Below are 26,253 nucleotides of genomic sequence, written 5' to 3'. Positions count from 1 at the left end.
GTGAGAGTCGACGCCGCCGAACACGTCCTGGTCCGCGGTGTCGTCCTCGATCGCTGATGTCATGCTGATGCTGCCTTCCCAGCCGAAGGTGGGCGCCGGCCGGGTGGCGCAGACAGGACATTGAGGGGGCTTCTGACCAAGCTCCTATCAGGTCATGTTCCGCCCGGCCGGAGCCATGAGAACAGGTCCCGGCAGCCGGACAGAACAGCACGAGGACAGCCCAGCAGGGCGTCAGTCAGTGGTCGAGCCACGACCACCGGGACCTGAGTACCAGCATCAATGTCAGTGGTGGGTGAGAGGGTCCGTGCGACAGGATCGAAATCGTCCGGGGAGCAGAGGGTGATGGACTTGCCGGAGATCGTCAGGCCCGATGAGTGGGCGCCTCTCGTCATCCGGACCGACTACACCGATGACGTCGCGTGGCGGGAGGTCGTCGCCGAGCTGGAACATGTCGTCGGGGGCAGGGAGTGGGAGTCGCCGGTGCACCTGGTCGACGACCGGCGGTGGGCAGGGGTCACGAGTGATGAGGCTCTTGTCGCGGCGGCGCGGGACGAGGAGCTGAGCGTGGTGTTCCTCGCCGACGGCGTCACCATGCGCTCGCCCCTGCGTCCGCTGCTCGCGCTCGATCTCGGCGCGGACGACGACCAGGACCTCGATCCGGTCTACTACCAGGAGCTCATCGACTCCCCGCCGCCCCGCGAGGTGCGTGTCGTGCCGGACGCCGTTCACATGGTCCACGGGAATCTCCAGCTCGCGAACCTGGACTTCCCGGAGTTCGCCGAGGAGGCCGCAGCTGATCCGGACGGGGTCGTGCGGGACCTGTGAGGTGTGGGTCGGCCGGGCGGCTGCGGCAGTCCGGCGGTTACCTCAGGTCCAGCATTCTGGTGGGCTGTCCGGTGGTGCGTGCGATGGTCTCGAAGTCGCGGTCGTAGTGGAGCAGCGTCAGGCCCGACTGTTCCGCGGTGGCAGCCAATAGCAGATCCACGGGGCCGGCGCTTCGGTGCTCTCCCTTGGCGGTGAGTTGTTCTTGTACGGTCCGGGCGCGCCGGAACACCCCGTCAGGCGTGGGGCACCAGGTGTAGAGGGCCAGACGCTCCCGGACCTTCTCACGGTCCTCGGCGGAGCGGGCGGAATAGAGTAGTTCCAGTTCGGTGAGGTCGCAGAGGGCGACGAGGCCTGCACTGACGCGGCGGGTCCAGTCCTCGGTGCTCTGGCGCAGGAGGATGCGGGCGAGCGCCGATGTGTCGATGAGATAGTCGGCGACACTCACGCCGCGGGGCCCCCTCGATAGCGGCGCTTGTCGAGGAGAACTTCCATGTCCAGGCCGCCCTCCTGGGCGATGTCCTGCAGCTCGTGCAAGGCGCGCAGACGGCGGTTGCGCTCGACGACCTCGCGCAGCGCGGTGTTGATCGTCTCGCGCTTCGTCGTGGTTCCCAGCTCTATTGCGGCGGCCGCAAGCGCTTCGTCGTCGAGATCGATCACTGTTCGGCTCACGCCTCACCCCTCGATGTATACGTTTGTATGTGCCAATATACATGATCGAATGTATCCAGGCGACTTCGGGCGGCTGCAGTTACGCGCTTCCCCCGACCCCGTCCAGCCGCGCCCGCAGCTCCGGTGTGAGCACGATGTCCGCCGCCGCCGTGTTCTCCTCCAGGTGGGCGACGCTGGACGTGCCCGGGATCGGGAGCATCACCGGGGAGTGGTCCAGCAGCCAGGCCAGGCAGACCTGGGTGGCCGTGACGCCTAGCTCGGCGGCCACCGCTGCCACCTCCGCGCGGTCGCCCGCCTTGCCCCAGGCCACCGTGCGCCACGGCAGGAAGGCGATGTCCGCCGCCTCGCACGCCGCCAGGACCGGCTCGTGTTCGCGGTCGGTCAGGTTGTAGCGGTTCTGCACGCTCGCGATGTCGACGATCTCCCTGGCCTCGGCCAGCTCGGCGGCCGTCACCTCGGAGAGGCCGATCCGGCCCACCTTGCCCGCCTCGCGCAGGTCCCGCAGGGTGCCGAGCTGGTCGGCGAGCGGGGTCTCCGGGTCGATGCGGTGGAGCTGGAGCAGCTCGATCCGGTCGACGCGGAGCCGGCGCAGGGCGGTGTCCACCTCGGCGCGCAGGGACTCCGGGCGGCCGTTAAGGGCCCAGTCGCCCGTCTCGGCGGAGCGGACGATCCCGACCTTCGTCGTGATCAGGAGGTCGTCCGGGTAGGGGTGGAGCGCCTCCGCCAGCAGTTCCTCGTTGGCCCCGTACCCGTACATGTGGGGCGTGTCGATCAGGGTGATCCCCAGCTCGATGGCCCGGCGGGCCACGGCGATGGCCGCCTTGCGGTCCTCGGGCCGTTCGGTGGGCAGGTGCATCGCACCGAACCCCAGCCGCCCCACGGTCAGGTCTCCGCCGATACGGAAGGTCGTCGTCGATGGCGTGTTCGGCGTGTGCGGCATGTGCGGCATGTTCGCTGATATCCCCTTGTTCGGATGGCCTCGACAAACTAGCCGCCCGTGCCGTGCGGAGGAGGGGATTCAGGGTGTTCCCGGGCCCTGGAGGAGCTGGAGGTAGTTGCCCACCGGGTCCACGATCGTGGAGAAGAACCAGCCGCCCCCGGTGTCCTCGACCGGCCGCACCCACGTCACCCCGAGCGTGTTGAGGTGCTCCTCGGCCGCCCGGATGTCGCGCACGGTGAGGTTGATCAGCTGTCGGCCCGGTTCGGCGGCCCTGTCCGCCACGTCGTCCCGTTCGTCGAACCCGATGATCGCCCCGGGGCCGACGATCAGGAAGTGCTCCGCCCAGCGGGCGCCCAGGGGTTCCAGTGCGGCGCGGTACCAGGCGATCAGGGCGGCGGAGTCGGTGCTGCCGATGATGATCCCGAGGCCTGTGATGCCCCCGGTGCCGACACCGGTGCCGCTGCCGGTGCCGGGGGTGTCGCTGCTGTCGTCGGTGGAAGCCGTCATGGTCGTTCTCCTTGTTCTGTCGATCGTGCGTGCCGCGTGCTGTGTGCCGTGTGTCTACCTGGCCGCCCCAGGTCGGTCTGTCCTGCCTACCACTCCTGACCGTCGGCGGCCGTGAAACTCATCGGCACCCGCCCGCCGATGCGCCCCGATGTACCCCCACCCCTTGTCTGATGGCCCGTCAGGTATGACGATGGCGGCCGTCGCCCGGGGCGGGTTCCTTCCGGGCCGGAGGAGAAGGAGGCCGCCGTGCCGATACTGCCCGGCGGGCCGCTGTCGTACGGGATGCAGCTGCCGGTCCAGTCGCAGAGCGTCATCTACGCGGAACCCTGGGAGGCGGCGGCGACCCCCGCCGATCTCGTCCGCATAGCCCACGCCGCCGATCACGGCGGTTTCGCCTACGTCGCCGGCTGCGATCACGTCGCCATCCCGCGGCGGCTGGCGGACGGCATGAGCACCGTCTGGTACGACCCCGTCGCCACGCTCGCCTTTCTCGCCGGGGTCACCGAGCGCGTTCTGCTCATGAGCCATGTCGCCGTCGTCGGACTGCGCCACCCGCTCGTCACCGCCAAGCAGTACGCCACCCTCGACCACCTCAGCGGCGGCCGGCTGATCCTCGGGGTCGGGGCCGGGCACGTACGGGAGGAGTTCGAGGCGGTCGGCGCGGACTTCGACGGGCGCGGGGGCCTGCTGGACGAGTCGATCGACGCGCTGCGGGCCGCGCTCGGGCCCGAGGAGTACCCGGAGTTCGCGGGGGAGCGGTTCTCGTTCAGTGGGCTCGGGCAGCTGCCCCGGCCGGTTCAGGGACGGGTGCCGATCTGGGTGGGCGGCTCCTCGCCCGCCGCCACCCGCCGGGCCGCCGTGCGCGGGGACGGGTGGCTCCCGCAGGGCGATGCCCGGGACCGGCTGCCCGCGCAGATCGCCCGGGTGCACGCCCTGCGGGAGGAGGCGGGGGTCGAGGCGCCGATCGTCGTCGGTGCGATCACCGAGCCGCTGTACGTCGGTGAGCCCGGGTGGTCCGTGGGGCGGCGGACGCTCACGGGGAAGCCGGGGGTTCTCGCGGAGTCGCTGCGGGAGTACGCGGCGATCGGCGTGCACCAGATCCAGGTGCGCTTCCGGAGCCGGAGCGTGGGCGAACTGATTGATCAGATGGCGGCGTTCGGTGCGGACGTGGCCCCTCACCTCGGTACGTGAAGGAGACGGACATGGGCAAGCTGGACGGGCGGGTCGTCCTGGTCACCGGGGCGGCGCGCGGGCAGGGCGAGCAGGAGGCACGGCTCTTCGCGGCCGAGGGCGCGCGGGTCGTCGTCGCCGATGTGCTGGTCGAGCAAGGGGAGTCGTTGGCGCAGGAGTTGGGGGAGGAGTTCGGTGAGGGCGTCGCCCGGTTCGTGGAACTGGACGTCGGGAGCGAGGAGGACTGGGCCGCAGGCGTGGCCGCGGCCAAGGACGCCTTCGGGAAGATCGACGGGCTCGTCAACAACGCGGGCATCCTGCGCTTCAACGAACTGGTCAACACCCCGCTGGCCGAGTTCGAGCAGGTGGTGCGGGTCAACATGACGGGCGCGTTCCTCGGGATACGGGCCGTCGCACCCGAGATCGAGGCCGCGGGCGGCGGGACGATCGTCAACACGTCCTCGTACACCGGTCTGACCGGCATGCCCCTGGTCGGCGCGTACGCCGCGACCAAGCACGCGGTGCTGGGGCTGACCAAGGTCGCCGCCATGGAGCTGGCGGGCAAGGGCATCCGGGTCAACGCCGTCTGCCCGGGGGCCGTCGACACCGCGATGAGCAACCCGGCGCTGCTGGACGCGGACGCCGACCTGTCGGCGTCGAGCGCGGCTCTGGACGCGTACTACCGCAAGCTCGTGCCGATGGGGCGGATCGGCCGGCCCGAGGAGGTCGCCGCGCTGGTCCTGTTCCTGACCGGCCCGGACTCCTCGTACGTCACCGGGCAGCCGTTCGTCGTGGACGGGGGGTGGCTGGCGGGGGTCAGCCCGTTCTGACGGGGCGTCAGCTATTGACGGGTCGCGGTGGCGGTGGAACAGTCGGTCGCATCGCAATCTGACGGTGCGTCAGAGAAGCTGTCGGAAGACTTGAGGACGGTGAACCTCCGTGGAATTCGGGCTCTTTGTTCAGGGGTACGTGCCCGCCGCGCGTGCCAAGGTGGACCCCGAGGCAGAGCACAAGGCGCTGATCGAGGAGACCGAGTACGTCATCCAGGCGGACAAGTCCGGCTTCAAGTACGCCTGGGCCTCCGAGCACCACTTCCTGGAGGAGTACTCGCACCTCTCCGCCAACGACGTGTACCTCGGCTATCTGGCGCACGCCACCGAGCGCATCCACCTCGGCTCCGGCATCTTCAACCCGCTCGCCCCTGTCAACCATCCGGTGAAGGTCGCCGAGAAGGTCGCGATGCTCGACCATCTCTCCGAGGGGCGCTTCGAGTTCGGCACCGGGCGGGGGGCGGGCAGCCACGAGATCCTCGGGTTCATGCCGGGCATCACCGACATGAACCACACGAAGGAGCTGTGGGAGGAGACGATCGCCGAGTTCCCCAAGATGTGGCTCCAGGACGAGTACGTCGGCTTCCAGGGCAAGCACTGGTCCCTGCCGCCGCGCAAGATCCTGCCGAAGCCGTACGGGAAGTCCCACCCGGCCATGTGGTACGCGGCCGGGTCGCCCTCCTCGTACGCCATGGCGGGCAAGAAGGGGCTCGGCGTGCTGGGCTTCAGCGTGCAGAAGGTCTCCGACATGGAGTGGGTCGTCGAGTCCTACAAGAACGCGGTCAAGGACGCCGAGCCGGTGGGCGCGTTCGTCAACGACAACGTGATGGTGACCTCCACCGCGATCTGCGCCGAGACGCACGCCAAGGCCGTGGAGATCGCGGTCGGCGGCGGGCTCAACTACCTCCAGTCGCTGCTGTTCCGCTACCACGACACGTTCCCCCGGCCGGAGGGGATTCCGGAGTGGCCGCAGCTGCTGCCGGAGTACACCGAGGAGATCGTCGAGCTGCTCATCGCGGAGGAGCTGATGATCTGCGGCGACCCGGACGAGGTGCTGAAGCAGTGCCGGCGGTGGGATCGGGCGGGGGCGGACCAGTTGAGCTTCGGGCTGCCGATCGGGATCAGTCCCGAGGACACGATGAACACGATCCGGTTGATCGGGGAGCACGTGATTCCGCGGATCGATACGGATCCCGTGCATCGGACCTCGCGGTTCCGGGCCGCGGGCTGACCCTCTCGGGGCGCTGCCCCGGGCCCCGCTCCTCAAGCGCCGGAGGGGCTGGAAAGACTCGCCTCAAACGCCGGCGGGGCTAGAACTCGGGGCTCCACCCCGGACCCCGCTCCTCAAACGCCGGAGGGGCTGAAATGCGCGCCTCAAACGCCGGAGGGGCTGAAATGCGCGCCTCAAACGCCGGCGGGGCTGAAGTACGCGCCTCAAACGCCGGAGGGGCTGGATAGGCCGGGCGGCGTCTTCCCGGACCGTCGCCCTGATGAGCCGGGGTGCGTACCGCGGCCGAAAGCGTGCGCACCCCGGCTGTCCCACGCACCCGGGCCGGAGAAGGAACCCCGAGAAGGGAACCGTCATGCTCGACCACCTCATCCGCCGCGCGACCGTCGTGGACGGCACCGGCGGGCCCGCGTACACCGCCGACGTCGGTATCCGGGGCGGCCGGATCGCCGTCGTCGCCGAGCCGGGGACGATCACCGAAGAGGCCGTCACCAGCGAGGACGCCGACGGGCTCGTCCTCGCCCCCGGCTTCGTCGACCCGCACACCCACTACGACGCCCAGCTCTTCTGGGACCCCTACGCCACCCCCTCCATGAACCACGGCGTCACCACCGTCGCGGGCGGCAACTGCGGGTTCACCCTCGCCCCGCTCCACCCCGACCGGCCCGAGGACGCCGACTACACCCGGCGGATGATGTCGCGGGTCGAAGGCATGGCGCTCGCCGCGCTGGAGGAAGGCGTCGACTGGAGCTGGTCCACCTTCCGCGAGTACCTCGACGCCCTCGAAGGCCGCATCGCCGTCAACGCCGGGTTCATGGTCGGGCACTGCGCCCTGCGCCGGCACGTCATGGGCGCGGACGCGGTCGGCGGGCAGCCCACGCCCGCGCAGCTGGACGCCATGCTCGCCCTGTTCCACGACGCGATGGACGCGGGAGCCTGGGGGCTCTCCACCACCCAGTCCTCCACCCACTCCGACGGCGACGGCGAGCCCGTCGCCTCCCGGCACGCCCGGCCCGAGGAGCTGCTCGCCCTGTCCCGCGCGGTCGGCGAGCACGAGGGGACGCAGCTGGAGGCGATCGTCGCCGGCTGCCTGGACCAGTTCTCCGACGAGGAGATCGACCTCCTCGTCGACATGACCGCCGCCGCCGGACGCCCGCTCAACTGGAACGTCCTCACCATCGACGCCGCCGTCCCCGAACGCGTACCGCGCCAGCTGGTCCCCAGCGAACGTGCCCGCCGCGCCGGCGGGCGGATCGTCGCCCTCACCATGCCGATCCTCACCCCCATGAACATGTCGCTCGGCACCTTCTGCGCCCTCAACCTCATCCCCGGCTGGGGCGAGATCCTCGCCCTCCCCGTCCCCGAGCGGATCGAACGCCTCCGGGACGCCGGCACCCGCGCCGAGATGCTGCGCCGCGCCGACAGCAAGGAGGCCGGGGTCTTCCGCCGGCTCGCCAACTTCGGCCGGTACGTCATCGGGGACACCTACAGCGCCGCGAACGAGGGGCTCAGCGGGCGCGTCGTCAACGACATCGCCGCCGAGCGCGGTCAGGACGCCTTCCACTGCCTGGTCGAGATCTGCGCCGCCGACGACCTGCGTACGGTCCTGTGGCCGATGCCCACCGACAACGACCCGGACTCCTGGGCGCTGCGGCAGCGGACCTGGGAGCACGAGGACGTCCTGCTTGGCGGCTCCGACGCGGGCGCGCACCTGGACCGGATGTGCGGGGCCCCGTACACCACGCGCTTCCTCGGCGACTGTCTGCGGGGGCGGAGACTCGTCTCCCTGACCGCCGCGGTGAAGATGCTCACCGACGATCCGGCGCGGCTCTTCGGGCTGCGTGAGCGCGGGCGGATCGAGGAGGGCTTCCACGCCGACCTCGTCCTCTTCGACCCCGAGCGGATCGACGCCGGGCCCGCCACCCTCGTCCACGACCTGCCCGGGGACAGCCCGCGCCTGGACTCCAAGGCCATCGGGATCGTCTCCGTACGCGTCAACGGGGTCGAGACCCTGCGCGACGACAAGGTGACGGGGGCGGTGCCGGGGACGGTGCTGCGCTCGGGCCGCGACACCCGGACGGTGAGTACCGCGTGAGCGGCGGCAGCCCCGGCAGGCTCTTCATCGGCGGGGAGTGGACCGAGCCCGCCGCCGGGCACTACGAGGTCGTCGACCCCGCCACCGAGGAGGTCGTCGGCCTCGCGCCCGAGGCGAGCCGCGCCCAGGTGTACGAGGCCGCCGCGGCGGCGCGCGACGCCTTCGGGCCCTGGTCGCGGACCCGGCCCGAGGAGCGTGCCGCGATCCTCGACCGGGCCGCCGACCTCGTCCAGCGGGACTTCTCCGCCCACGCCGAGGTCGCGCGGGCGGAGAGCGGCGCCACCGCGTCCACCGCCCGGGGGATGCAGGTGGCGGTGGGCATCGCCCGCTTCCGGCGGTACGCGCGAGGGGCGCTGGAACCCGTCGAGGAGGCCGTCGCACCCCAGATCAACGAGGCCGGGCCGATGGGGCGGGCCGGGGTCTTCGGGGCGCTGGCCGTCCGCCAGCCGGTCGGCGTGGTCACGTGCGTCACCTCGTACAACAACCCCTGGGCCAACCCGGCGGGCAAGATCGCGCCCGCGCTCGCGATGGGCAACACGGTCGTGGTGAAGCCCGCCCCGCAGGACCCGCTCTCCGTCTACCGGATGGCCGCCGCGCTCGCGGAGGCGGGTGTTCCGCCGGGCGTCGTGAACGTCGTCACCGGGTCGGGCGCGGAGGTGGGGGAGGCCGCGGTCGACGCCCCGGACGTCGACATGGTCAGCTTCACCGGGTCCACCGCCGTGGGGCAGCGCATCGCGGAGGTGTGCGGGCGCGGGATGAAGCGGCAGTTGATGGAGCTGGGCGGCAAGGGGGCGGCGCTCGTCCTCGACGACGCCGATCTGGACTCCGCCGTCGCGGGCATCGGCACGACGTTCTCGTTCTACAGCGGACAGATCTGTACGGCTCCGACCCGCGTCCTGGTCCACCGGTCCCGGCAGGACGAGCTGATCGCCGCGCTCACCGCGTACGCGAACCGGCTCACCGTCGGCGACCCCCGCGACCGGGCCACCGTCGTCGGCCCGGTCATCTCCGCCGCCCACCGCGACCGCGTCGAGGCGTACGTGGAGCTGGGCCGGAAGGAGGGCGCGCGGGTCGTCACGGGCGGCGTCCGGCCGGGCCACCTGGACCGGGGCTTCTACGTGGCGCCCACGCTGCTGGCCGACTGCACCCCGGACATGCGGGTGGTCCGCGAGGAGATCTTCGGGCCGGTCGTGGTGGTCGTCCCCTTCGACGACGAGGAGGAGGGCGTCGCCCTGGCCAACGACAGCGAATACGGCCTCATCGACTACGTGTGGTCCGGCGACGTGGCCCGCGCCTTCCGGATCGCCCGCCGGCTGCGCGCGGGCGGGGTCGGCGTCAACACGGTCGGGCGGAACATGGAGGCCCCGTTCGGCGGGTTCAAGAAGAGCGGGGTGGGGCGGGACGTGGGCTCGTACGCGCTGCACGCCTACAGCGAGACACAGGCGATCGTCTGGCCCGGCTGAGGGCGCGTCCACGGGGCGCGGGAAAATTTTGAATCCGCACGAAACGGACAGTGCTGCGATTACCGTACGTCCTCACGCCCGTCTGCGTGGCATGCATTGCAAGGCTTAGCGGGGATGCGACCTTGAATTCATGAAGCGTTCTTGGGGAGTTGGCTGATGCATCCAAGGGTGAGACGTTGGAGTCTCACGCTCCGGATGTGGATATCGCAGCGCATAGCGTCCTCCTCATGACTCAGCTGGACGCGCGGCCAGGGGCCGGAGACACGGTACGGGGAAGTGCCCCGGCCGACGGTGGTGACGGCCGCGGTGGCGTACGGGGCAAGGGGCTCGGCGGGAATTCCGTCGGCCTCATGGGCAGCGCCGTCATCGGCGTCTCCACCGTCGCCCCCGTCTACTGTCTGACCTCCACCCTCGGCTCCACCGCCGGAGAGGTCGGCGTGCAGATGCCCGCCGTCTTCCTGGCCGGGTTCCTGCCGATGCTGCTCGTGGCCTTCGCCTACCGCGAGCTGAACCGGGCGATGCCGGACTGCGGCACCTCCTTCACCTGGACGGTGAAGGCGTTCGGCCCGCGCGTCGGCTGGATGTGCGGCTGGGGGCTGGTGATCGCGACGATCATCGTGCTGTCCAACCTGGCGGGCGTCGCCACCTCGTACTTCTGGCTGCTCGCGGGGGAGATCACCGGCAGCGCGTCGGTCGCCGCCCTGGACGACAGCAAGCCGGTCCACATCCTCACGTGCTTGGTCCTCATCGCCGTCGCCACCGCCATCAGCTACCGGGGCATGACCGCCACCAAGGGCATCCAGTACGCCCTGGTCGGGCTCCAGTTGGTCGTCCTCGCCGTGTTCGTGACGATGGCCCTGAGCAAGGCGGGCAGCGGCGGGCCGGACTTCGCCTCCTCGCTCGACTTCTCCTGGTCCTGGCTGAACCCCTTCGCCGTCCAGTCCTTCGCGGCCTTCACCGCCGGGCTGTCCCTCTCGATCTTCATGTTCTGGGGCTGGGACGCCTGCCTGACCGCCAACGAGGAGACCACCGGCAGTGAGAAGACCCCCGGCCGCGCGGCCCTCATCGCGATGGTCGTGCTGGTCGGCTCCTACCTCGCCACCGGCATCGCCGCGCAGATGGCCGTCGGCTCCGGCACCTCCGGGCTCGGCCTCGCCAACCCGGACACCTCCGACAACGTCTTCGCCGCCCTCGCCGGACCGGTGATGGGCCCCGGCCTCGGCGTCCTGCTCTTCCTCGCGGTCCTCGCCTCTGCCGCCGCCAGCCTCCAGACCACGTTCATCCCGGTGGCCCGCACGGTGCTCGCGATGTCCGCGTACGAGGCGATGCCGGCCTCGTACGCCAAGGTCCACCCCCGCTTCAAGACGCCCGGCCGGGCGACGATCACGGCGGGCATCGGCACCGGCGTCTTCTACACCGTGATGACCCTGGTCAGCGAGCACGTCCTGGTCGACACCATTTACGCGCTCGGCCTCATGATCTGCTTCTACTACGCGCTGACCGCCTTCGCCTGCGCCTGGTACTTCCGCGCCGAACTGACCCGCTCCGCCCGGGATCTGGTCTTCAAGGGCCTCTTCCCGCTGCTCGGCGGCACCCTGCTCGCCGCCGTCTTCGCCAAGACCCTCTACGACATGTGGGACCCGGCGTACGGCTCCGGATCCTCGGTCCTCGGCGTCGGATCGGTGTTCGTCATCGGGGTGGGGCTGCTGCTTCTCGGCGTGGTGCTCATGGTCGCGATGGAGCGCCGCAGCCCGGCGTTCTTCCGGGGCGAGATCCTGACGAAGGAGACCCCGGCCCTCGTGGTCGAGGACTGATCCCGTCGGGCCGTGCGGGGCCCGTACGCTGAGGCCATGACGCGACGTTCGACGGGGCACTGGCTCCAGGCGGTCGGTATCGCCCACGGCGCCATCGGCGCGGTGATCTACCGTGACGTGCTCGCCGAACTGGGGCGTGACGTGGTCGACTCAGTGCCCGACCGGGGCGACCGCGCCGCCGCCTTCTGGTTCATGGCCGCCGCCCCCACCCTGTGGCTGGGCGGCCGGCTGCTGCGCTCGGCGGAGGAGCACGACGACATCCCGGCCCAGCGCGCGGCGGGCATCGCCCTGGCCGCCGTCGGTGTGGTCGGCACGGTGGCCATGCCGAAGAGCGGGTTCCCGAGCCTGGTGGGGATCGGCGGCGTCCTGCTGCGCAGGTCGCTGCGGTCCGGGGGCGCGTAGGCGCGCGTACGGCGGGTGCCGGAGCCCCCCGGGGTGCCGCCCCGGCGCGGATGCTGTCGGGCCCTACGGCCGCCAGTAACCCAGCGCGTTCACCCGGTCCTTGGGCAGGCCCAGCTCCTTGCGGAGGTACGCCGACAGGGTCCGGGTGGTCGCCGTGTCGCAGGCGACCCAGACGTACGCGCCCGTGCGGTCCTCGCCCAGCAGCTCCGGCAGGGCCGCCTTCACTACGGAGACGAGACGCCCGCCCGCCTCCCGGCGCTCCACGTGGTGCAGGGTGTGGTGGGCCCCGTCGAGGCGGAACGGCAGTTTCCGGTCCTCCTCGTGCTCGGTCTCGAACCAGATCGTCGCCGGGGTCGACGGGACCGCGTCCAGCAGGGAGTTGATCGCCGGCAGCGCCGCCGCGTCACCGATCACGAAGAGCCGCGAGGGCGCCGGGGTGGGCAGGGCGAAGCCGGTGCCCTGGAGCGTGGCGTCGATCGTTTCGCCGATCCTGACGGTCTTCGCCCAGTCGCAGGCGGGGCCCTCGTGCAGGGCGAACTCCAGACTGAACGTGCCCGTCTCCGGGTCGGGGTCGACCAGGGTGTAGGCGCGCTGATGGGGTTTGCCGTCCTTCTCGAACCACAGCCGCACCCACATCGTCGGATGCGCCCCGCCCGTCGCGGCGAGCAGCCCGCCGTCGGTCACGTGCACCCGGCGGAAACGGTCCGTGACCTGTTCCGTGCCGGTCACGGTGAACGTGAAGTCACGCCCCCTGAACAGTTTGAGAACGACGCCTTCCCAGCCATGCCCCACGGTGTCTCCTGCCTCGCCCCGGCGCCCCCGGCCCACTGCCCACTGCCCACAAGGTCACTTAGGTCATTTAGGTTAGGCTAACCTAAATTTGAGAGACTGGGGAGTGGCTGAAAACCACCGGATGCGGGGCGGGCGACGATACTTCGCGGACACTCCCCGGACAGAACACCTAGGACGCCGGGTCCGCCCCGTCCGGGTGCAGCGCGCCGCCCGGCCGGAACAGCCGCTTGGCCACCACGTGCCCGGCCTCCGCCGCCATCCGGAACCACGGCTCCGCCGCCGCCAGCCCCTCGCGCTGCTCGACCAGGCGGCCCAGCTCCCACATCGACTCCACGTCACCGGCCCTCACCGCCTGCCGCAGCAGCCGCTCGGCCGTGTCGGGGCGCCCCTCGGCCCGCGCGGTCAGGGCGAGCGCCCGCAGCCCCCGCACGGCCCGGGCGTCCCCGGCCGCGGCCGCCGCCGCGAGCTTCGCCGGATCGACGGGGCGGCGCGAACTGCTCCGGAACAGCAGCAGGATCCCGAGCACCCACATGATCCAGCTCAGGCTGATCAGCGTGCCGTTGCCGGTGACGACCCCGGTCAGGCTCAGCGCGCCGCCCGCCGGCAACAGGAAGTACCCCAGCCCCGGCCCCAGCCCCGACCCCCGTCCCGGCCCCAGTCCCGGCCCCATCGCAACTCCTCTCCGTCCGCTCCCGCCGCACACGGACGACGGTCTCGGATTTCCTTGTCGTACGGCATACCTTGGCCCTTCGCACGTATGACGCGCTGACGGACGACGGAGGTGTTCTCGATGCGGATCTCCACAACGATCTTCCTCACCGACGAGACGGTGACCCCGGTCAGGCTCGCCCGCGAGCTGGAACAGCGGGGGTTCGGCGGGCTGTATCTGCCCGAGCACACGCACATCCCGGTGATCCGCAGCACGCCGTACCCGGTGGGCGGGGAGCTGCCCCGGGAGTACGGCCGCACCCTGGACCCGTTCGTCGCCCTCGGCCAGGCCGCCGCCGTCACGCAGCGCCTCGCCCTGGGCACCGGCATCACCCTGGTCGCCCAGCACGACCCGATCGGCCTGGCCAAACAGGCGGCCACCCTGGACCACCTCTCCGGCGGCCGGTTCACCCTCGGCGTCGGCTACGGCTGGAACGTCGAGGAGGCGGCCGACCACGGGGTCGAGTGGTCCACGCGCCGGGAGCTGGCGCGGGACCGGATGGCCCTGATGCGGGCCCTGTGGGCGGACGAGCCGACCGGGCACGAGGGCGCGTTCGGGTCGGTGCGGGCGAGCGAGGCGCACCCCAAGCCCGCCCAGCGGCCGCGCGGCCCGGTCAACGGCCCGCGCACCCTGATCGGCGGCGGGGCGGGCCCGAAGCTGTTCGCGCACATCGCGGAGTACGCGGACGGCTGGCTGCCCATCGGCGGCGGGGGCCTCACCGAGTCGCTGCCGAAGCTGCGGACGGCCTGGGAGGAGGCCGGGCGCGACCCGAAGGGCCTCCAGGTGGTGCCGTACGCGGTGCTGCCCGGCCCGGGAAAGCTCGCCCACTACGCGGAGCTGGGCATCGAGGAGGTCGTGCTCCAGCTGCCCCCGGCGGACGAGGCGGAGGTCCTGCGGACGCTGGACGACTACGCCGCGTATCTCTGACCGGCACGCGAGTACGCCGCGTATCTCCGACGGCCGTGCGACCACGCCGCGTATCTCTGACCGCCACGCGACTACGCCGGGTACTTCCGGCGGTCACGCCGCGTACCGCCGGGGAGGGGTGCCCGGGGCCGCCGGTGCAACCGGGCTCGCCCACAGGGCATCCTTGTTCATCGGGGAACGCATACGCGGGCCCGGTCGGCGGGCGCCCCGCCGTCCAGACCGGAGCCCGCCCGGGTGGGGAGTGGAATGAACAGGCCGTTGCGGCACATAGCCATCTTCTGCGGGCTGCTGGTGCTGGCCCTGCTGCTGCGGGCCAACTGGCTCCAGCACGTCGACCGCCAGGAGCTGGCCCAGCACGAGAAGAACGCCCGGGTGCGGTTCGAACGGTTCGCCACCCCGCGCGGCGACATCATCGTCGGCGGCAAGGCGATCACCGGATCGAAGGAGACCGAGAGCCGGGACTACGCGTTCCTCCGGACCAACAAGGACGGTGCGATGTACGCGCCCGTCACCGGGTACGCCTCCCAGTCCCGGGGCACCTCGCTGCTGGAGCGGACCTACGACAGCGTCCTCAGCGGCCAGGACGACCGGTTCGCCTTCCGGCACGCCAAGGACATCCTGACGGGGCAGCCCCGGCGCGGCGGCGACGTGATCACCACGATCGACGCCAAGGCGCAGAAGGCGGCCTACAAGGGCCTCACCGACCTGGGCGCCCGGGGCGCGGTGGTCGCCCTGGACCCGCGCACCGGCAAGGTGCTGTCGCTGGTCTCCACGCCCTCGTACGACCCCGAGACCTTCGCCGGGATCTCCTTCAAGGAGAGCGACCGCTTCACGGCGCTGGAGAAGAAGAAGGGCAAGCCGCTGGCCAACCGCCCGCTGCGCGAGACCTACCCGCCCGGCTCCACCTTCAAGATCCTCACGGCCGCGGCGGCGCTGGAGCACGGCGTGGTCACGGACGTGGACGCCAAGACGGACGCGGTCTCGCCGTATCCCCTCCCGCTCTCCACCAACAAGATCGGCAGCGAGGCGGGCGACGCGGTGTGCAACAAGGCGTCGATGAAGACCGCCATGCAGTACTCCTGCAACAACGTCTTCCTCGACGCGGCGTCCGAACTGGGCGAGGACCGCATGCGGGAGACGGCGGAGAAGTTCGGCTTCAACGAGGACGTGTACGCCGAGGAGTTCGGCGACATGCTCGCCACGAAGAGCCTCTACCCGCAGAAGCTCGACAAGCCCGGCACGGCCCTCACCGGCATGGGCCAGGGCAGCCTCACCAGCACCCCGATGCAGATGGCGATGGTCACGGCGGCCCTCGCCAACGACGGCAAGCTGATGCAGCCCTACATCGTCGACGAGCTGCGCGGCCCGGACCTCTCCACGCTGGAGAAGAACGAGCCGATGGAGATGAGCCAGGCCGTCTCGTCCGAGACGGCGAAGAAGGTCCAGGAGATGATGGAGTACACCGCGAAGGAGGGCAGCGCCAAGCGCGCCCTGATCGACGGTGTGACGGTCGGCGGCAAGACGGGCACCGCCCAGCGCGGCGTGAACGTCCGCGACGAGGTCCCGTACGGCTGGTTCGTCAGCTACGGCAAGAAGGACGACGGGCGTTCGGTCGCGGTCGCCGTGTTCATCGACCCGACGGACATGGACATCTCCCGCTCCGACATCTCGGGCGGCCGGCTCGGCGCCCCGATCGCGAAGAGCGTGATGCAGGCGGTGCTGGGGGACTGAGACCCCCGGCCTCGCGTTCGGATCAGGCCGGGCCGGGGGCCGGCTCGGCGGCTCCGAATTGACATGTCGTCGGGTCGCTCAGCTGTGCGATCATCATGTGCCCGCCCCTTCACGGGACGGGCACATTTCGCTGTGTTCAGAGGCCCGCCGAACGAGCTGTCCGCGGAGACCCGGAGCACATCCTTCACCGCTCCGGGGGGAACGGACCCATGCCACCACGTCTGTGTACGGCCGCGAGATCCGCGGCATACACCGCACTTCTGCTCACGCTCACCGTTCTGGTCACGCTGCTGGCCCCGGTGGGGGCGGCGCGGGCGAGCACCGCCACCGCCACGCCCGCCGCCCCGGCCGCCGCCGCCGAGGACTGCCCGTCCTTCCCGCTCTCCGCGTACGGCGAGGCCGCGCCCGAGGGGAACACGCTCACCCTCCCCGCCGAGGGGACCGCCTGCTTCACGTTCACCGTCGAGAAGCCGGGCCTGCACCGTCTCCTGGAGTCGGGCACCGGAAACGTGTACACCACGGTCTACGACGGTGAGGAGCGGGTCGACTGCCACGACCCGGAGTGGGGCGAGGGCTGGTGCCGTCTTGAGCGCACCGGCACGTACACGCTGCGGCTGGTCAACGACTGGGCGGACACCAGCAAGGTCACCTTCGGCCTGGTCCCGATCGGCACGGACGAGGGCTGCGCCGCCCCGATCCCGACCGGTTGGGACAGCCCGCCCCTCGTGGCCCTGGCGGCCGGCCCGACGGCCGTGCAGTGCGTGCGGATCGAGGCGAAGCCGGGGGAGCGGCTCACCAACAGGATCACCACCACGAAGTACGGTCAGGGCCTCTCCTGGATCACCGACGAGACCGGCGCCCGTATCTGCCCGCACTTCAACGAGGACGACAGCGAGGGCTGCGTCCTCCCGGGCGACGGCCCCTACCGCGTCCTGTCCCACGTCAGGGAGGCGGAGGGCGGCTTCCCGGCCGAGTACACGCTGAAGGTCCGCCGCATCTCCGACCCGGCCGGCTGCGCCCGGGTCCCGGTCAACGCCTACAACTCCGCGCCCACCACCGTGACTCCGGCCGCCGGCTGCAAGACGTTCACCGCGTCCCACGCCGGCCCCCACGAGGTCTACGCGGTCGACACCTCCCGTACCAAGCTCACGGTCTACGACCGCGCCGGCAAGACCGTCTGCACCACCTGGGACGGGTGCGATCTTCCCTCGGCCGGTGACTACACGGTCTACACCGACCAGGCCACCCTCATCCTCGACCGCGCGTCGGACGCCGGCTGCGTACCCGCGGGCATGGGCGTGCTCCGGTCCGATTTCGCCTCGGCGGGGGAGATCGACTGCGTCTCCCTGGACCTTCCCACCGGGGCCCGGATGGCCGTACTGAAGTCCCTCGGCGGGCCGGGCCCGCACCCGGATACGACGGTGTACGACGCCGGCGGCGCGTACCAGTGCGAGGGGTCCGCCCTCAGGTCCGGGACCTGCGAACTGGACGGCAGGGCGCCCTTCCGGCTGCACATCTCCACCGACGACGAAGCCCCGGCGACCGGCGCCTACGCCCTGGCGCTGCACCGCACCGACGTCGCCTCCGGCTGCCCGGCCTTCCCGGCCGGCGACTTCACCGCACAGAGCCCCGCCGCCCGGATCACCACCGGCGACGGAGTCTTCTCGCAGTGCCTGAGCATCCCCGCCGACGCGCACAGCGGGCGGGAGAACCTCCAGCTGCAGGCCGCGCCGGGGCAGACGCTGACCGCCGAGTTCACGGTGCTGGACGAGAAGGGCGTCCAGGCCTGCTCGGTCTACCCCTCGACCAGCACCTGGACCACCTGCGAGCTGAAGCCCGGCGCCGCGTACACCGTGCTGTTCACGGGCCGGGACAGCAAGACCACCTACACGCTGACCCGCAGGGACGTCACCGCCACCGCGAAGGGCTGCACGCCCAACCCGGCGGTCCGGGCCGGCGGGCCCTCCTCGGGCGGCGCGATGGGGGCACCCGGTGAGCTGCGCTGCCGCCAGATCACGACCACCGACGCCGAGGACACCGTGCACGTCGATGTGCGCGACGCCCTGGGCTCCGCGAACGTGGTGGTGTACGGCGCGAACGGCGAGGCCCTGTGCAACCGGAACCAGGCGTGCGCGGTCACCGGTTCCACCAGCTACCAGGTCCTCGTCACCGTGCGCGCCGGACTGAAGGCCGCGCCCGACTACCGGTTCGACGCCGTGCGCATCGCCACCGCGGCCGGCCCCGCCGAGGGATGCGTCGCGGTGCCCAACGTCAGTTACGGGTACGGCCCCGTCACCGGCACCCTCGACGAGGCGCACAGCACCTTCTGCGCGGCGCTGCCGACCGCGTACCGCGACCGCTTCGACATGAAGATCAGCGACACCGACGGCGCCGAGGCGACGGCGGTCCCCTCGCTGTACGACGCCAGCCTCAACAACGGCTGCATGAAGTACATCCCCACGGGCTACGAGTGCGTTGTCAGCGAGCCCTACTCCAAGGACCCCACCCCGAGCACCCTGGTCCTGTCGCTCCCGGAGACCGCCGCGAAGACCTCGTACTCGGCGGAGGCCGTCTGCTCCGGCATCCGCTGCGGCGTGGAGACGGTCACCATCGGGACGGTCGCCCCGACCACCGGCGCTGCCGGCGGCAAGGCGACGGTGACGCTCACGGGGACGGCCCTGCACAAGGACGACGTCGTCCGCCTCGCCCTCGGCGGCAAGGAGGTGGAGTCGACGACCACCGCCGTCTCCGCCGACCGCAGGACGCTCACGGCGGTCCTCGACCTGACCGGCGCCGCGACCGGCGTCTGGAGCGTCTCCGTCATCACGCACAACGGCGTCGAGCACCCGCGGGGTTCGTTCACCGTCACGCCCGCGCGGCTCGCCTCCACCCAGCCGCCGGTGATCACCGGGGCGGCCAAGGTCGGCGCGACGCTGAGCGCGAGCAGGGGTTCCTGGACGGTGCCGCCGTCCTCGTACGCGTACCAGTGGAAGGCGGACGGCGCGGCGGTCTCCGGCGCGACGGCCGCCACGTACACCGTGCCCGCGACGCTGCTCGGCAAGAAGATCACCGTCACCGTCACCGCCCGCCGCACCGGCGACCCGGACGCCCAGGGGACCTCGGCGGCCGTCACGGTCGCCAGGGGCGACGCCCCGAAGGCCACGGTCGCGCCGGTCGTCTCCGGCACCGCCAAGGTCGGCGCGACGGTCGGGGTCGGCCGCGGCGCCTGGACGCCGAAGCCCTCCGCGTGGGCCTACCAGTGGAAGGCGGACGGCGTGGCGGTCTCCGGCGCGACGGCCACCACGTACGCGGTGCCGGCGTCGCTGCTCGGCAAGAAGATCACCGTCACCGTCACCGCCCGGCTGACGGGGCACGCCGACGGCAGCGCGACGAGCGCGGCGGTCACGGTCGCCAGGGGCGACGCCCCGAAGGCGACGATCGCGCCGGTGATCTCCGGCACGGTGAAGGTGGGTTCCACGCTCACCGTCGGCCGGGGCGCGTGGGCGCCAAAGCCCTCCGCGTGGGGCTACCAGTGGTACGCCAACGGCACGGCCATCTCCGGGGCCACCGCCGCCACACTGCCGCTCAAGGCGGCCCAGCGGGGCCGGACGATCACGGTGAAGGTCACCGCGCACCTCACCGGCCACGCCAGTGGCTCGGCGGTCAGCAAGGCGACGAAGGCCGTCGTCTAGGCGTACTGACCTCCAGCGGCCTCCTACCGGGCTTCCGGTGGGAGGCCGCTGCCGTTCCCGGGCCGCCTCCCATCGGGCTTCCGGTGGGAGGCCGCTGTCGTTCCCGGGCCGTCTCCCATCGGGCTCCCGGTGGGAGGCCGCTGTCGTTCCCGGGCCGGCCACCGCGCACGCCGGCCCCCGGGCCCGATCGGCGAGGCGCCCCTCTAACGCACCGCCCGCAGCGTCCTCGGCCGCCCTGCCCGCGGCTTCTCGTCCCCGGCCGGGTCCGCCGGGAGCGCCAGGCCCACCAGCTCCGTCAGCGCGTCGATGCGGAAGTCCGCCGTCTCCACCACGTCGGGGTGGTCCGCCCACCAGTGCCCGTACGGCCCCCGCCGCAGGTGCGCCGTCCGCAACCCCGCCGCGGCGGCGGGGAACAGGTCCTCCGCCGGGTGGTCGCCCACGTACAGCGTCGCCTCCGGGGCCGCGCTCGCCACCTCGGCCACCCGCGCGAAGAACTCCGGGTCCGGCTTCCGGGCGCCCCACTCGTCCGAGGTGACCACCAGGTCGACGGGCAGGTCCAGGCCCCGCAGCAACTCCCCGGCCCGGGCCGTGCCGTTCCCCGCCACCACGACCCGGACACCCGCGGCCCGCAGCTCGCCCAGCGCGGGCCGGACGTCCTGGTAGAGGTCCGACTCGTCGAGGTGCTCCCCGCGCCCGGCGGCGGCCCGCGCGCGGTAGGCCTCCTCGACGTCCATGTCGGGCCGCAGGACGCGCAGCGCGTCCGTGGCCTCGCGGCCCTGGGCGACGGCCGCGCCCACCAGCGCACTGAGCGTGTGCGGTGGTACGCCGAGCCAGTTGGCCCAGGACGCCCAGTGCCGGTCGTCGCGTACGAGGGTTTCGCCGATGTCGAGGACGATCGTTTCCATCACCGTTCCGACACTAAGCGTGAGGACACCGTCGGCGGGGTCTCATCCGGGTGAGTCGGCCCGCACGAGTGACCATGTGCACGACCGCGGGCATGACGACGAGCACACCCACAGGCGCGTCGCGATCGGCGATTCCGCGACAAACGACCCCAGAGGCCCTGGTCCGGCGCGCGCACCTCGCTCGTATGCTCGGTTCATGACCGATGCTCAGAGCGGACGCCCCACCTCCAACGCCATGCGGCGCGCACTCAAACGCGCCCGTGACGGTGTCGCCCTCGATGTCACCGAGGCCGCCGTCCTGCTCCAGGCGCGCGGCGACGATCTGACGGACCTCGCGGCGTCCGCCGCCCGTGTCCGTGACGCGGGCCTGGAGGCGGCGGGCCGGCCGGGCGTGATCACGTACTCGCGCAAGGTCTTCATCCCGCTCACCCGCCTCTGCCGTGACAAGTGCCACTACTGCACCTTCGTCACCGTCCCCGGCAAGCTCCGCCGGGCCGGCCACGGCATGTTCCTGTCGCCCGACGAGGTGCTGGCCATCGCCCGCGAGGGTGCGGCGATGGGCTGCAAGGAGGCGCTGTTCACCCTGGGGGACCGCCCCGAGGACCGGTGGCCCGAGGCGCGGGAGTGGCTGGAGGCGGAGGGGTACGACGACACGCTCGCGTACGTACGGGCGATGGCGATCCGGGTCCTGGAGGAGACGGGCCTGCTGCCCCACCTCAACCCGGGCGTGCTGACCTGGACCGACCTCCAGCGCCTCAAGCCCGTGGCCCCCTCGATGGGGATGATGCTGGAGACGACCGCGACCCGCCTGTGGTCCGAGCCCGGCGGGCCGCACCACGGCTCCCCGGACAAGGAACCGGCCGTACGGCTGCGCGTACTCGAAGACGCGGGGCGCTCCAACGTCCCCTTCACCACCGGCATCCTGATCGGGATCGGCGAGTCCTACGAGGAGCGCGCCGACTCCCTCTTCGCGCTGCGGAAGACGGCCCGCGCCTACCACGGCATCCAGGAAGTCATCGTGCAGAACTTCCGCGCCAAGGCGGACACGGCGATGCGCGGGATGCCCGACGCGGAGCTGGAGGAACTGGCCGCCGCCGTCGCGGTGGCCCGGCACATCCTCGGCCCATCGGCCCGGATCCAGGCCCCGCCGAACCTGGTGGACGCCGAGTACGCACTCCTCATCGGCGCGGGCATCGACGACTGGGGCGGGGTGTCACCGCTCACCCCCGACCACGTGAACCCCGAGCGCCCCTGGCCGCACATCGACGAACTGGCCGCGAAGACGGCGGAATCCGGCTTCACGCTGCGCGAACGCCTCACCATCTACCCCGAGTTCATCCAGCGCGGCGAGCCCTGGCTCGACCCCCGCCTCCTCCCGCACGTCCGCGCCCTGGCCGACCCGGAGACGGGCCTGGCCCGCGAGGACGCGATCCCGGTCGGCCTCCCGTGGCAGGAGCCGGACGAGGGGTTCACCTCCTCCGGCCGCACCGACCTCCACACCACCATCGACACCGAGGGCCGCACCGGCGACCGCCGCGACGACTTCGACGAGGTGTACGGGGACTGGGAGGCGCTCCGCGAGGCGGCGGCCCCCGGCATGGTCCCGTCCCGCATCGACGCCGACGTACGCCAGGCGCTGAGCCAGGCGGCCGACGACCCGACGAAGCTCACCGACGACCAGGCGCTCGCCCTGCTCCACGCGGACGGCCCGGCGCTGGACGAGCTGTGCCGGATCGCGGACGCGCTGCGCAAGGACGTGGTCGGCGACGAGGTCACGTACATCGTCACGCGGAACATCAACTTCACCAACGTCTGCTACACCGGCTGCCGCTTCTGCGCCTTCGCCCAGCGCCGCACCGACGCCGACGCGTACACGCTCTCCCTGGACCAGGTCGCGGACCGGGCGGCGCAGGCGTGGGACGTGGGCGCGGTCGAGGTCTGCATGCAGGGCGGCATCCACCCGGACCTGCCCGGGACGGCGTACTTCGACATCGCTCGTGCGGTGAAGGAACGCGCCCCCGGCATGCACGTGCACGCGTTCTCGCCCATGGAGGTCGTCAACGGGGCCACCCGCACCGGCCTGTCGATCCGCGACTGGCTGACCGCCGCGAAGGAGGCCGGGCTCGACTCCATCCCCGGCACGGCGGCGGAGATCCTGGACGACGAGGTCCGCTGGGTCCTGACCAAGGGCAAACTGCCCACGGCCACCTGGCTGGAGGTCATCAAGACCGCCCATGAGGTGGGCCTGCGCTCGTCCTCGACGATGATGTACGGGCATGTGGACCAGCCCCGCCACTGGCTCGGCCACTTCCGTACCCTGGCTCGACTCCAGCAGGAGACGGGCGGCCTGACGGAGTTCGTGACGCTTCCCTTCATCCACACCAACGCCCCGGTCTACCTGGCCGGCATCGCCCGCCCGGGCCCGACGGACCGCGACAACAGGGCCGTCACCGCCATGGCGAGGCTGCTGCTCCACCCGCACATCACCAACATCCAGACGAGCTGGGTGAAGCTCGGCACGGAGGGTGCGGCGGAGATGCTGCGCTCGGGCGCGAACGACCTGGGCGGCACGCTGATGGAGGAGACCATCTCCCGGATGGCCGGGTCGAGTTACGGCTCGTACCGCTCGATCCAGGGCCTGGAGGCCATCGCCGAACTCGCGGGCCGCCCGTCCCGCCCCCGTACGACCCTGTACGGGGAGGTCCCGGCCGAACGCGTCGCGGCGGCCACCGCCTCGGACGGGCACCTGCCGGAGCTGCTGCCGGTGCTGCCGAGCTGAGAGCGGGCGGAGGGCGGTGCGGGGGCCGGTGCGGTGCGGGGAGTGAGCCCGCCCCGCACCGGCCTCCCCGCTCTCAGCAGCCCAGGGCGGCGAGACCGGTCGGCAGATACGACCTGACGAAACGCTCGATGTCGTCGCTGTGGTTATGCTCGGTGTTCGTCAGCTCCAGGTTGAGGATGTAGTTCTTCCCGGTTCTCGGGCACGGAGCCATCACCACGGACCGAGTGTGGGACACCACGGCGTTGTCGCTGACGTCCGAGGCCCTGAGCTGCTCAAAACCCCCGAGCCTGCCGCTCTTCGCGTACGCCAGCACGTCGAACTTCCGTTGCCCGGAGTACTCGGTGAAGGCGAATTTCATGAGGTCGTCGACGTAGAGCTCGCAGGAGAAGGACTTGTCGGATGTCGACGCCTTGTCGCGCAGCTTCGTGCCGCCGGGCAAGAGCGCTCCTAGCTTGTCCTTGCTGACGTCCCGGCCGCAGGCCTTGCTCGGGACGGTGTACTCTTCCGGACCTCCGCATGCCGAGACGCCAGCGAGGAGGAGGACTGTGAGAGAAAGGCGGATGGCGGAAATCTGCAGCTTTTCGGTCATGACGATCCCACCGTTCCGTTCGCGCTCTTATTCCCGTTGAGGGCGGCGAGCGCGATGTCCATCTGCCACAGGTAATCGTCGCCGGTCGCCGAGAGCTTGTGGTCGGGGTTGACGCGGACCCATTCCTCGCCGAGGGCGGTGAGGTACTTCTGTCGAACTTGGAAGTTCTCGCTCTTCTCGATGGCGAGCTTGTCGTCGATGCGCTCTTGCTCTTCCACCTGCCAGGCGTAGGCACCGGCGTCCACTCCTCGCTGCAGGACGTCTCCCACCACGGGGACGAAGTTCGCCACACTCCCTGCGCCGTGGTACGCCCATTTGGCCGGCCACGAGGGGTCGTCCTTGTCCGTGTCCAAGGCGTGATAGCGCGCCGACTCCATGAACCCGACCGTCTGACCAGCCCGCAGCAGCTCCTCCCTAGGGTCTCCCTCGTGCGGAGCGTGCATATCGGCGATGATCGCCTGGTTCACCCCCTCCATGAACATGCCGTAGGCGTCCTGGTCCCGGGACACCTGCTTCGACACCTGGAGAAGGTCCTTGTAGTCGAGCGTGCTGTCCCCCGGGTTCAGTGAGCTGGCCGACTGGTGCACCTTGTCGCCGTGGTTGCCGAGCAGCGCGGCCATGTCATCGCGGAGTTCGGGCGGGAACTCGTCCTTCTTACCGGCCAGCACGTCCAGGGATTTGTCCAGCACCGCGCGCTGGTCGGGAGTGCGGTCGTAGCCGGTGACCACGGCGGGCTCGTCGGGGTTGAGGCCGGTGCCGGCGGCGAGCAGCGCCTTGCCGAGGGCTTCCCGCGACTGCATGGTGCCGTCGCCCTTGCCGAAGGGGTCGTCCTCGTCGTAGAACTCCCTTTCGGACAGCAGATAGTCCGCCATCGTCCTCGTCGGCGCGTGCGGGTCGTCGTTGTCGCCCGGGAGTTCCTTGAGAAACAGGTCCGTTGCGAAGTCCGGATTGTGCGACACGGCCTTGAGGTAGCCCGCCATGGGGTCGCTGCCCGGCGTGCCGCCGGCTCCCGTGTAGTCGAGCTGGGCCGCGATAAGTGGGTTGCCCCAGACGGACGCCGGATTGAACTGAGCTCCCTTGGACTGCTCGAACGTCCGCACCGCACTGCCGTAGTCGTCCAGGAAGCCGCTGTCGAACTTGCCCTTGACCATGAGATTGCTCATGATCTGGAAGCCGTACGGCTTCACCATGATGCCCTCGTGGCCGAACTGCTTGCCGCCCGAGGCGATGACGTCCTTCTTCCAGGCATCCATGGCGGGACTGTCCACGTGGGACGCGGTCGCCAAGGACATGCTGAGGTTCTCCTGGACCTGGCCGAGGAACCTGGCCCTTTCGCCTTCGGGCGTCTTCCCCTGGCCCGGGTCTGCGATGTCCCGCCAGAACTGCATCGTGCCGTCCGCGCCCAGCGTGGTGGCGAACCGTTCGCTGAATCCCGGATTGTCACGCTGGTCGATCAGCATCTCGTTGAAGCGCTCGATCTCCTTGTCGCTCCACTCCGAAGGATCGCTCTCCTTCACCTTCTTCGCCCAGTAGTCGGCGTCCGCCTTGCCCTGTCGGTCGTCGGCCTCCTTCAGCCCGCCCGGACCGTCGCCGGTGAAGTCATGCTTGTTCTTGGCGAGGGCACGCAGGGCGCGGGCCACGATGCGGTCGGTCTCGCTCGCCTCCCAGAGAACCCGCTTGACCCGGCGCTCCGCGACGGCGAGTTCCTCGTCACTGGGGGTGGGGATGTCCCCCTTGCCCGCCGCGGCGCCCGAGGGCACGGAGGCGATGGCGCTGCCCTTGGCGTTGATGTAGATGTTCTGCTTGGCGACGTCGTCGATGACCGTGCGCAGGGCGGCCTTGTGCTTCTTGAAGGCCGCGCTGGCGTCGCGCATGATGCCGAGCACGCTCGTGGCCTGGCCCGCCACGTCCTGGAACTCGACGGCCGTCTTGGAGACGAAGTCCTTGGTGACGGTGGCGTTGAGGCCGTTCCAGTCCGCGGCGTTCGCCTCCGTCTGCAGCCTCTTGGCGTTCACTCCGCCCCCGTCACCGGTGGAGAGCGCCTTGAGGCGCCTGGCCATGGTCTCCCAGTCCGTGATCGCCGTGTCCAGTGTGCCCAGGCGCAGATCCGTCAGTTCCTGCGCGGTCATCGTCTCGGTCGCCATGCGTTGTCCAGCCCCCGTGTGTTCTTCGCCGGAACTTTCCGG

At 71.1% G+C, this 26,253-nt stretch carries 21 protein-coding genes; 12 read left to right on the top strand and 9 right to left on the bottom strand.

Annotated features, from left to right (window positions below):
* Positions 1-342: 342 nt before the first annotated feature.
* Positions 343-825 (top strand): DUF6924 domain-containing protein, encoded by a 483-nt coding sequence (locus D581_RS0133890; RefSeq protein ID WP_018961565.1) that lies wholly within the window; start codon positions 343-345, stop codon positions 823-825.
* Positions 826-862: 37 nt separating this feature from the next.
* Here D581_RS0133890 and D581_RS0133885 read toward each other — a convergent pair whose 3' ends face one another.
* From D581_RS0133885 to D581_RS0133870, 4 genes are all read right to left on the bottom strand, one after another.
* A complete protein-coding gene (locus D581_RS0133885; protein ID WP_018961564.1) occupies positions 863-1,270 on the bottom strand; it encodes a PIN domain nuclease in 408 nt (135 codons plus the stop codon).
* Positions 1,267-1,494, bottom strand: a complete 228-nt coding sequence (locus tag D581_RS0133880; RefSeq protein WP_026291150.1) for a type II toxin-antitoxin system VapB family antitoxin — start codon at positions 1,492-1,494, stop codon at positions 1,267-1,269. Before D581_RS0133880 ends, D581_RS0133885 begins: the two co-directional genes overlap by 4 nt.
* A gap of 79 nt (positions 1,495-1,573) precedes the next feature.
* Positions 1,574-2,434, bottom strand: coding sequence for an aldo/keto reductase (locus D581_RS0133875; RefSeq protein WP_018961562.1), 861 nt, complete (start codon positions 2,432-2,434; stop codon positions 1,574-1,576).
* Positions 2,435-2,512: 78 nt separating this feature from the next.
* Positions 2,513-2,941, bottom strand: a complete 429-nt coding sequence (locus D581_RS0133870; RefSeq protein ID WP_018961561.1) for a VOC family protein — start codon at positions 2,939-2,941, stop codon at positions 2,513-2,515.
* 246 nt (positions 2,942-3,187) lie between these two features.
* On the opposite strand from D581_RS0133870, the gene D581_RS0133865 reads away from it, so the two are divergent.
* From D581_RS0133865 to D581_RS0133835, 7 genes are all read left to right on the top strand, one after another.
* Entirely contained in the window at positions 3,188-4,132 is a 945-nt protein-coding gene (locus D581_RS0133865) for a TIGR03619 family F420-dependent LLM class oxidoreductase (protein WP_018961560.1), read from the top strand.
* Positions 4,133-4,143: 11 nt separating this feature from the next.
* Positions 4,144-4,941: an SDR family NAD(P)-dependent oxidoreductase gene (locus tag D581_RS0133860; protein WP_018961559.1), complete on the top strand. Its 798-nt coding sequence runs from the start codon at positions 4,144-4,146 to the stop codon at positions 4,939-4,941.
* Between the two features lie 109 nt (positions 4,942-5,050).
* Positions 5,051-6,172, top strand: coding sequence for an LLM class flavin-dependent oxidoreductase (locus D581_RS0133855; protein WP_032753493.1), 1,122 nt, complete (start codon positions 5,051-5,053; stop codon positions 6,170-6,172).
* 352 nt (positions 6,173-6,524) lie between these two features.
* The gene (locus D581_RS0133850; RefSeq protein ID WP_018961557.1) at positions 6,525-8,264 is read left to right on the top strand and encodes an N-acyl-D-amino-acid deacylase family protein; all 1,740 of its coding nucleotides are present in this window, start codon (positions 6,525-6,527) and stop codon (positions 8,262-8,264) included.
* Positions 8,261-9,727, top strand: coding sequence for an aldehyde dehydrogenase family protein (locus D581_RS0133845; protein WP_018961556.1), 1,467 nt, complete (start codon positions 8,261-8,263; stop codon positions 9,725-9,727). Before D581_RS0133850 ends, D581_RS0133845 begins: the two co-directional genes overlap by 4 nt.
* 227 nt (positions 9,728-9,954) lie before the next feature.
* Positions 9,955-11,541 (top strand): APC family permease, encoded by a 1,587-nt coding sequence (locus D581_RS0133840; protein WP_026291148.1) that lies wholly within the window; start codon positions 9,955-9,957, stop codon positions 11,539-11,541.
* A 36-nt stretch (positions 11,542-11,577) separates the two neighbouring features.
* Positions 11,578-11,943 (top strand): DUF6463 family protein, encoded by a 366-nt coding sequence (locus tag D581_RS0133835; protein WP_018961554.1) that lies wholly within the window; start codon positions 11,578-11,580, stop codon positions 11,941-11,943.
* A 63-nt stretch (positions 11,944-12,006) separates the two neighbouring features.
* Here the strand turns inward: D581_RS0133835 and D581_RS0133830 are convergent, their stop codons facing one another.
* Positions 12,007-12,735, bottom strand: coding sequence for a siderophore-interacting protein (locus tag D581_RS0133830; RefSeq protein WP_018961553.1), 729 nt, complete (start codon positions 12,733-12,735; stop codon positions 12,007-12,009).
* A gap of 169 nt (positions 12,736-12,904) precedes the next feature.
* Positions 12,905-13,405 carry a sel1 repeat family protein gene (locus tag D581_RS0133825; RefSeq protein WP_018961552.1) on the bottom strand — a complete coding sequence of 167 codons (501 nt, stop codon included), beginning with the start codon at positions 13,403-13,405 and terminating at the stop codon, positions 12,905-12,907.
* A gap of 120 nt (positions 13,406-13,525) precedes the next feature.
* On the opposite strand from D581_RS0133825, the gene D581_RS0133820 reads away from it, so the two are divergent.
* The 3 genes from D581_RS0133820 to D581_RS0133810 all read left to right on the top strand — a co-directional run bounded on the left by D581_RS0133820 (position 13,526) and on the right by D581_RS0133810 (position 19,794).
* A complete protein-coding gene (locus tag D581_RS0133820; protein WP_018961551.1) occupies positions 13,526-14,371 on the top strand; it encodes an LLM class F420-dependent oxidoreductase in 846 nt (281 codons plus the stop codon).
* Positions 14,372-14,617: 246 nt separating this feature from the next.
* Positions 14,618-16,102 (top strand): peptidoglycan D,D-transpeptidase FtsI family protein, encoded by a 1,485-nt coding sequence (locus tag D581_RS0133815; protein WP_026291146.1) that lies wholly within the window; start codon positions 14,618-14,620, stop codon positions 16,100-16,102.
* Positions 16,103-16,311: 209 nt separating this feature from the next.
* Positions 16,312-19,794 carry a hypothetical protein gene (locus D581_RS0133810; protein ID WP_018961549.1) on the top strand — a complete coding sequence of 1,161 codons (3,483 nt, stop codon included), beginning with the start codon at positions 16,312-16,314 and terminating at the stop codon, positions 19,792-19,794.
* A gap of 203 nt (positions 19,795-19,997) precedes the next feature.
* Here the strand turns inward: D581_RS0133810 and D581_RS0133805 are convergent, their stop codons facing one another.
* A complete protein-coding gene (locus D581_RS0133805) occupies positions 19,998-20,699 on the bottom strand; it encodes an HAD family hydrolase (RefSeq protein ID WP_018961548.1) in 702 nt (233 codons plus the stop codon).
* 196 nt (positions 20,700-20,895) lie between these two features.
* On the opposite strand from D581_RS0133805, the gene D581_RS0133800 reads away from it, so the two are divergent.
* Positions 20,896-23,478, top strand: coding sequence for a bifunctional FO biosynthesis protein CofGH (locus tag D581_RS0133800; RefSeq protein WP_026291145.1), 2,583 nt, complete (start codon positions 20,896-20,898; stop codon positions 23,476-23,478).
* Between the two features lie 73 nt (positions 23,479-23,551).
* On the opposite strand, the gene D581_RS0133795 is transcribed toward D581_RS0133800, so the two are convergent.
* Positions 23,552-24,067: a hypothetical protein gene (locus D581_RS0133795; RefSeq protein ID WP_018961546.1), complete on the bottom strand. Its 516-nt coding sequence runs from the start codon at positions 24,065-24,067 to the stop codon at positions 23,552-23,554.
* Positions 24,064-26,211 carry a hypothetical protein gene (locus tag D581_RS01000000138110; RefSeq protein ID WP_018961545.1) on the bottom strand — a complete coding sequence of 716 codons (2,148 nt, stop codon included), beginning with the start codon at positions 26,209-26,211 and terminating at the stop codon, positions 24,064-24,066. The genes D581_RS0133795 and D581_RS01000000138110 overlap by 4 nt, the downstream gene beginning before the upstream one ends.
* Positions 26,212-26,253: the final 42 nt, after the last annotated feature.

Source organism: Streptomyces sp. CNB091 (genome assembly GCF_000377965.1).
Note: the sequence above shows the minus strand (reverse complement) of the source record. Positions and strands in the feature narration are given on the sequence as shown.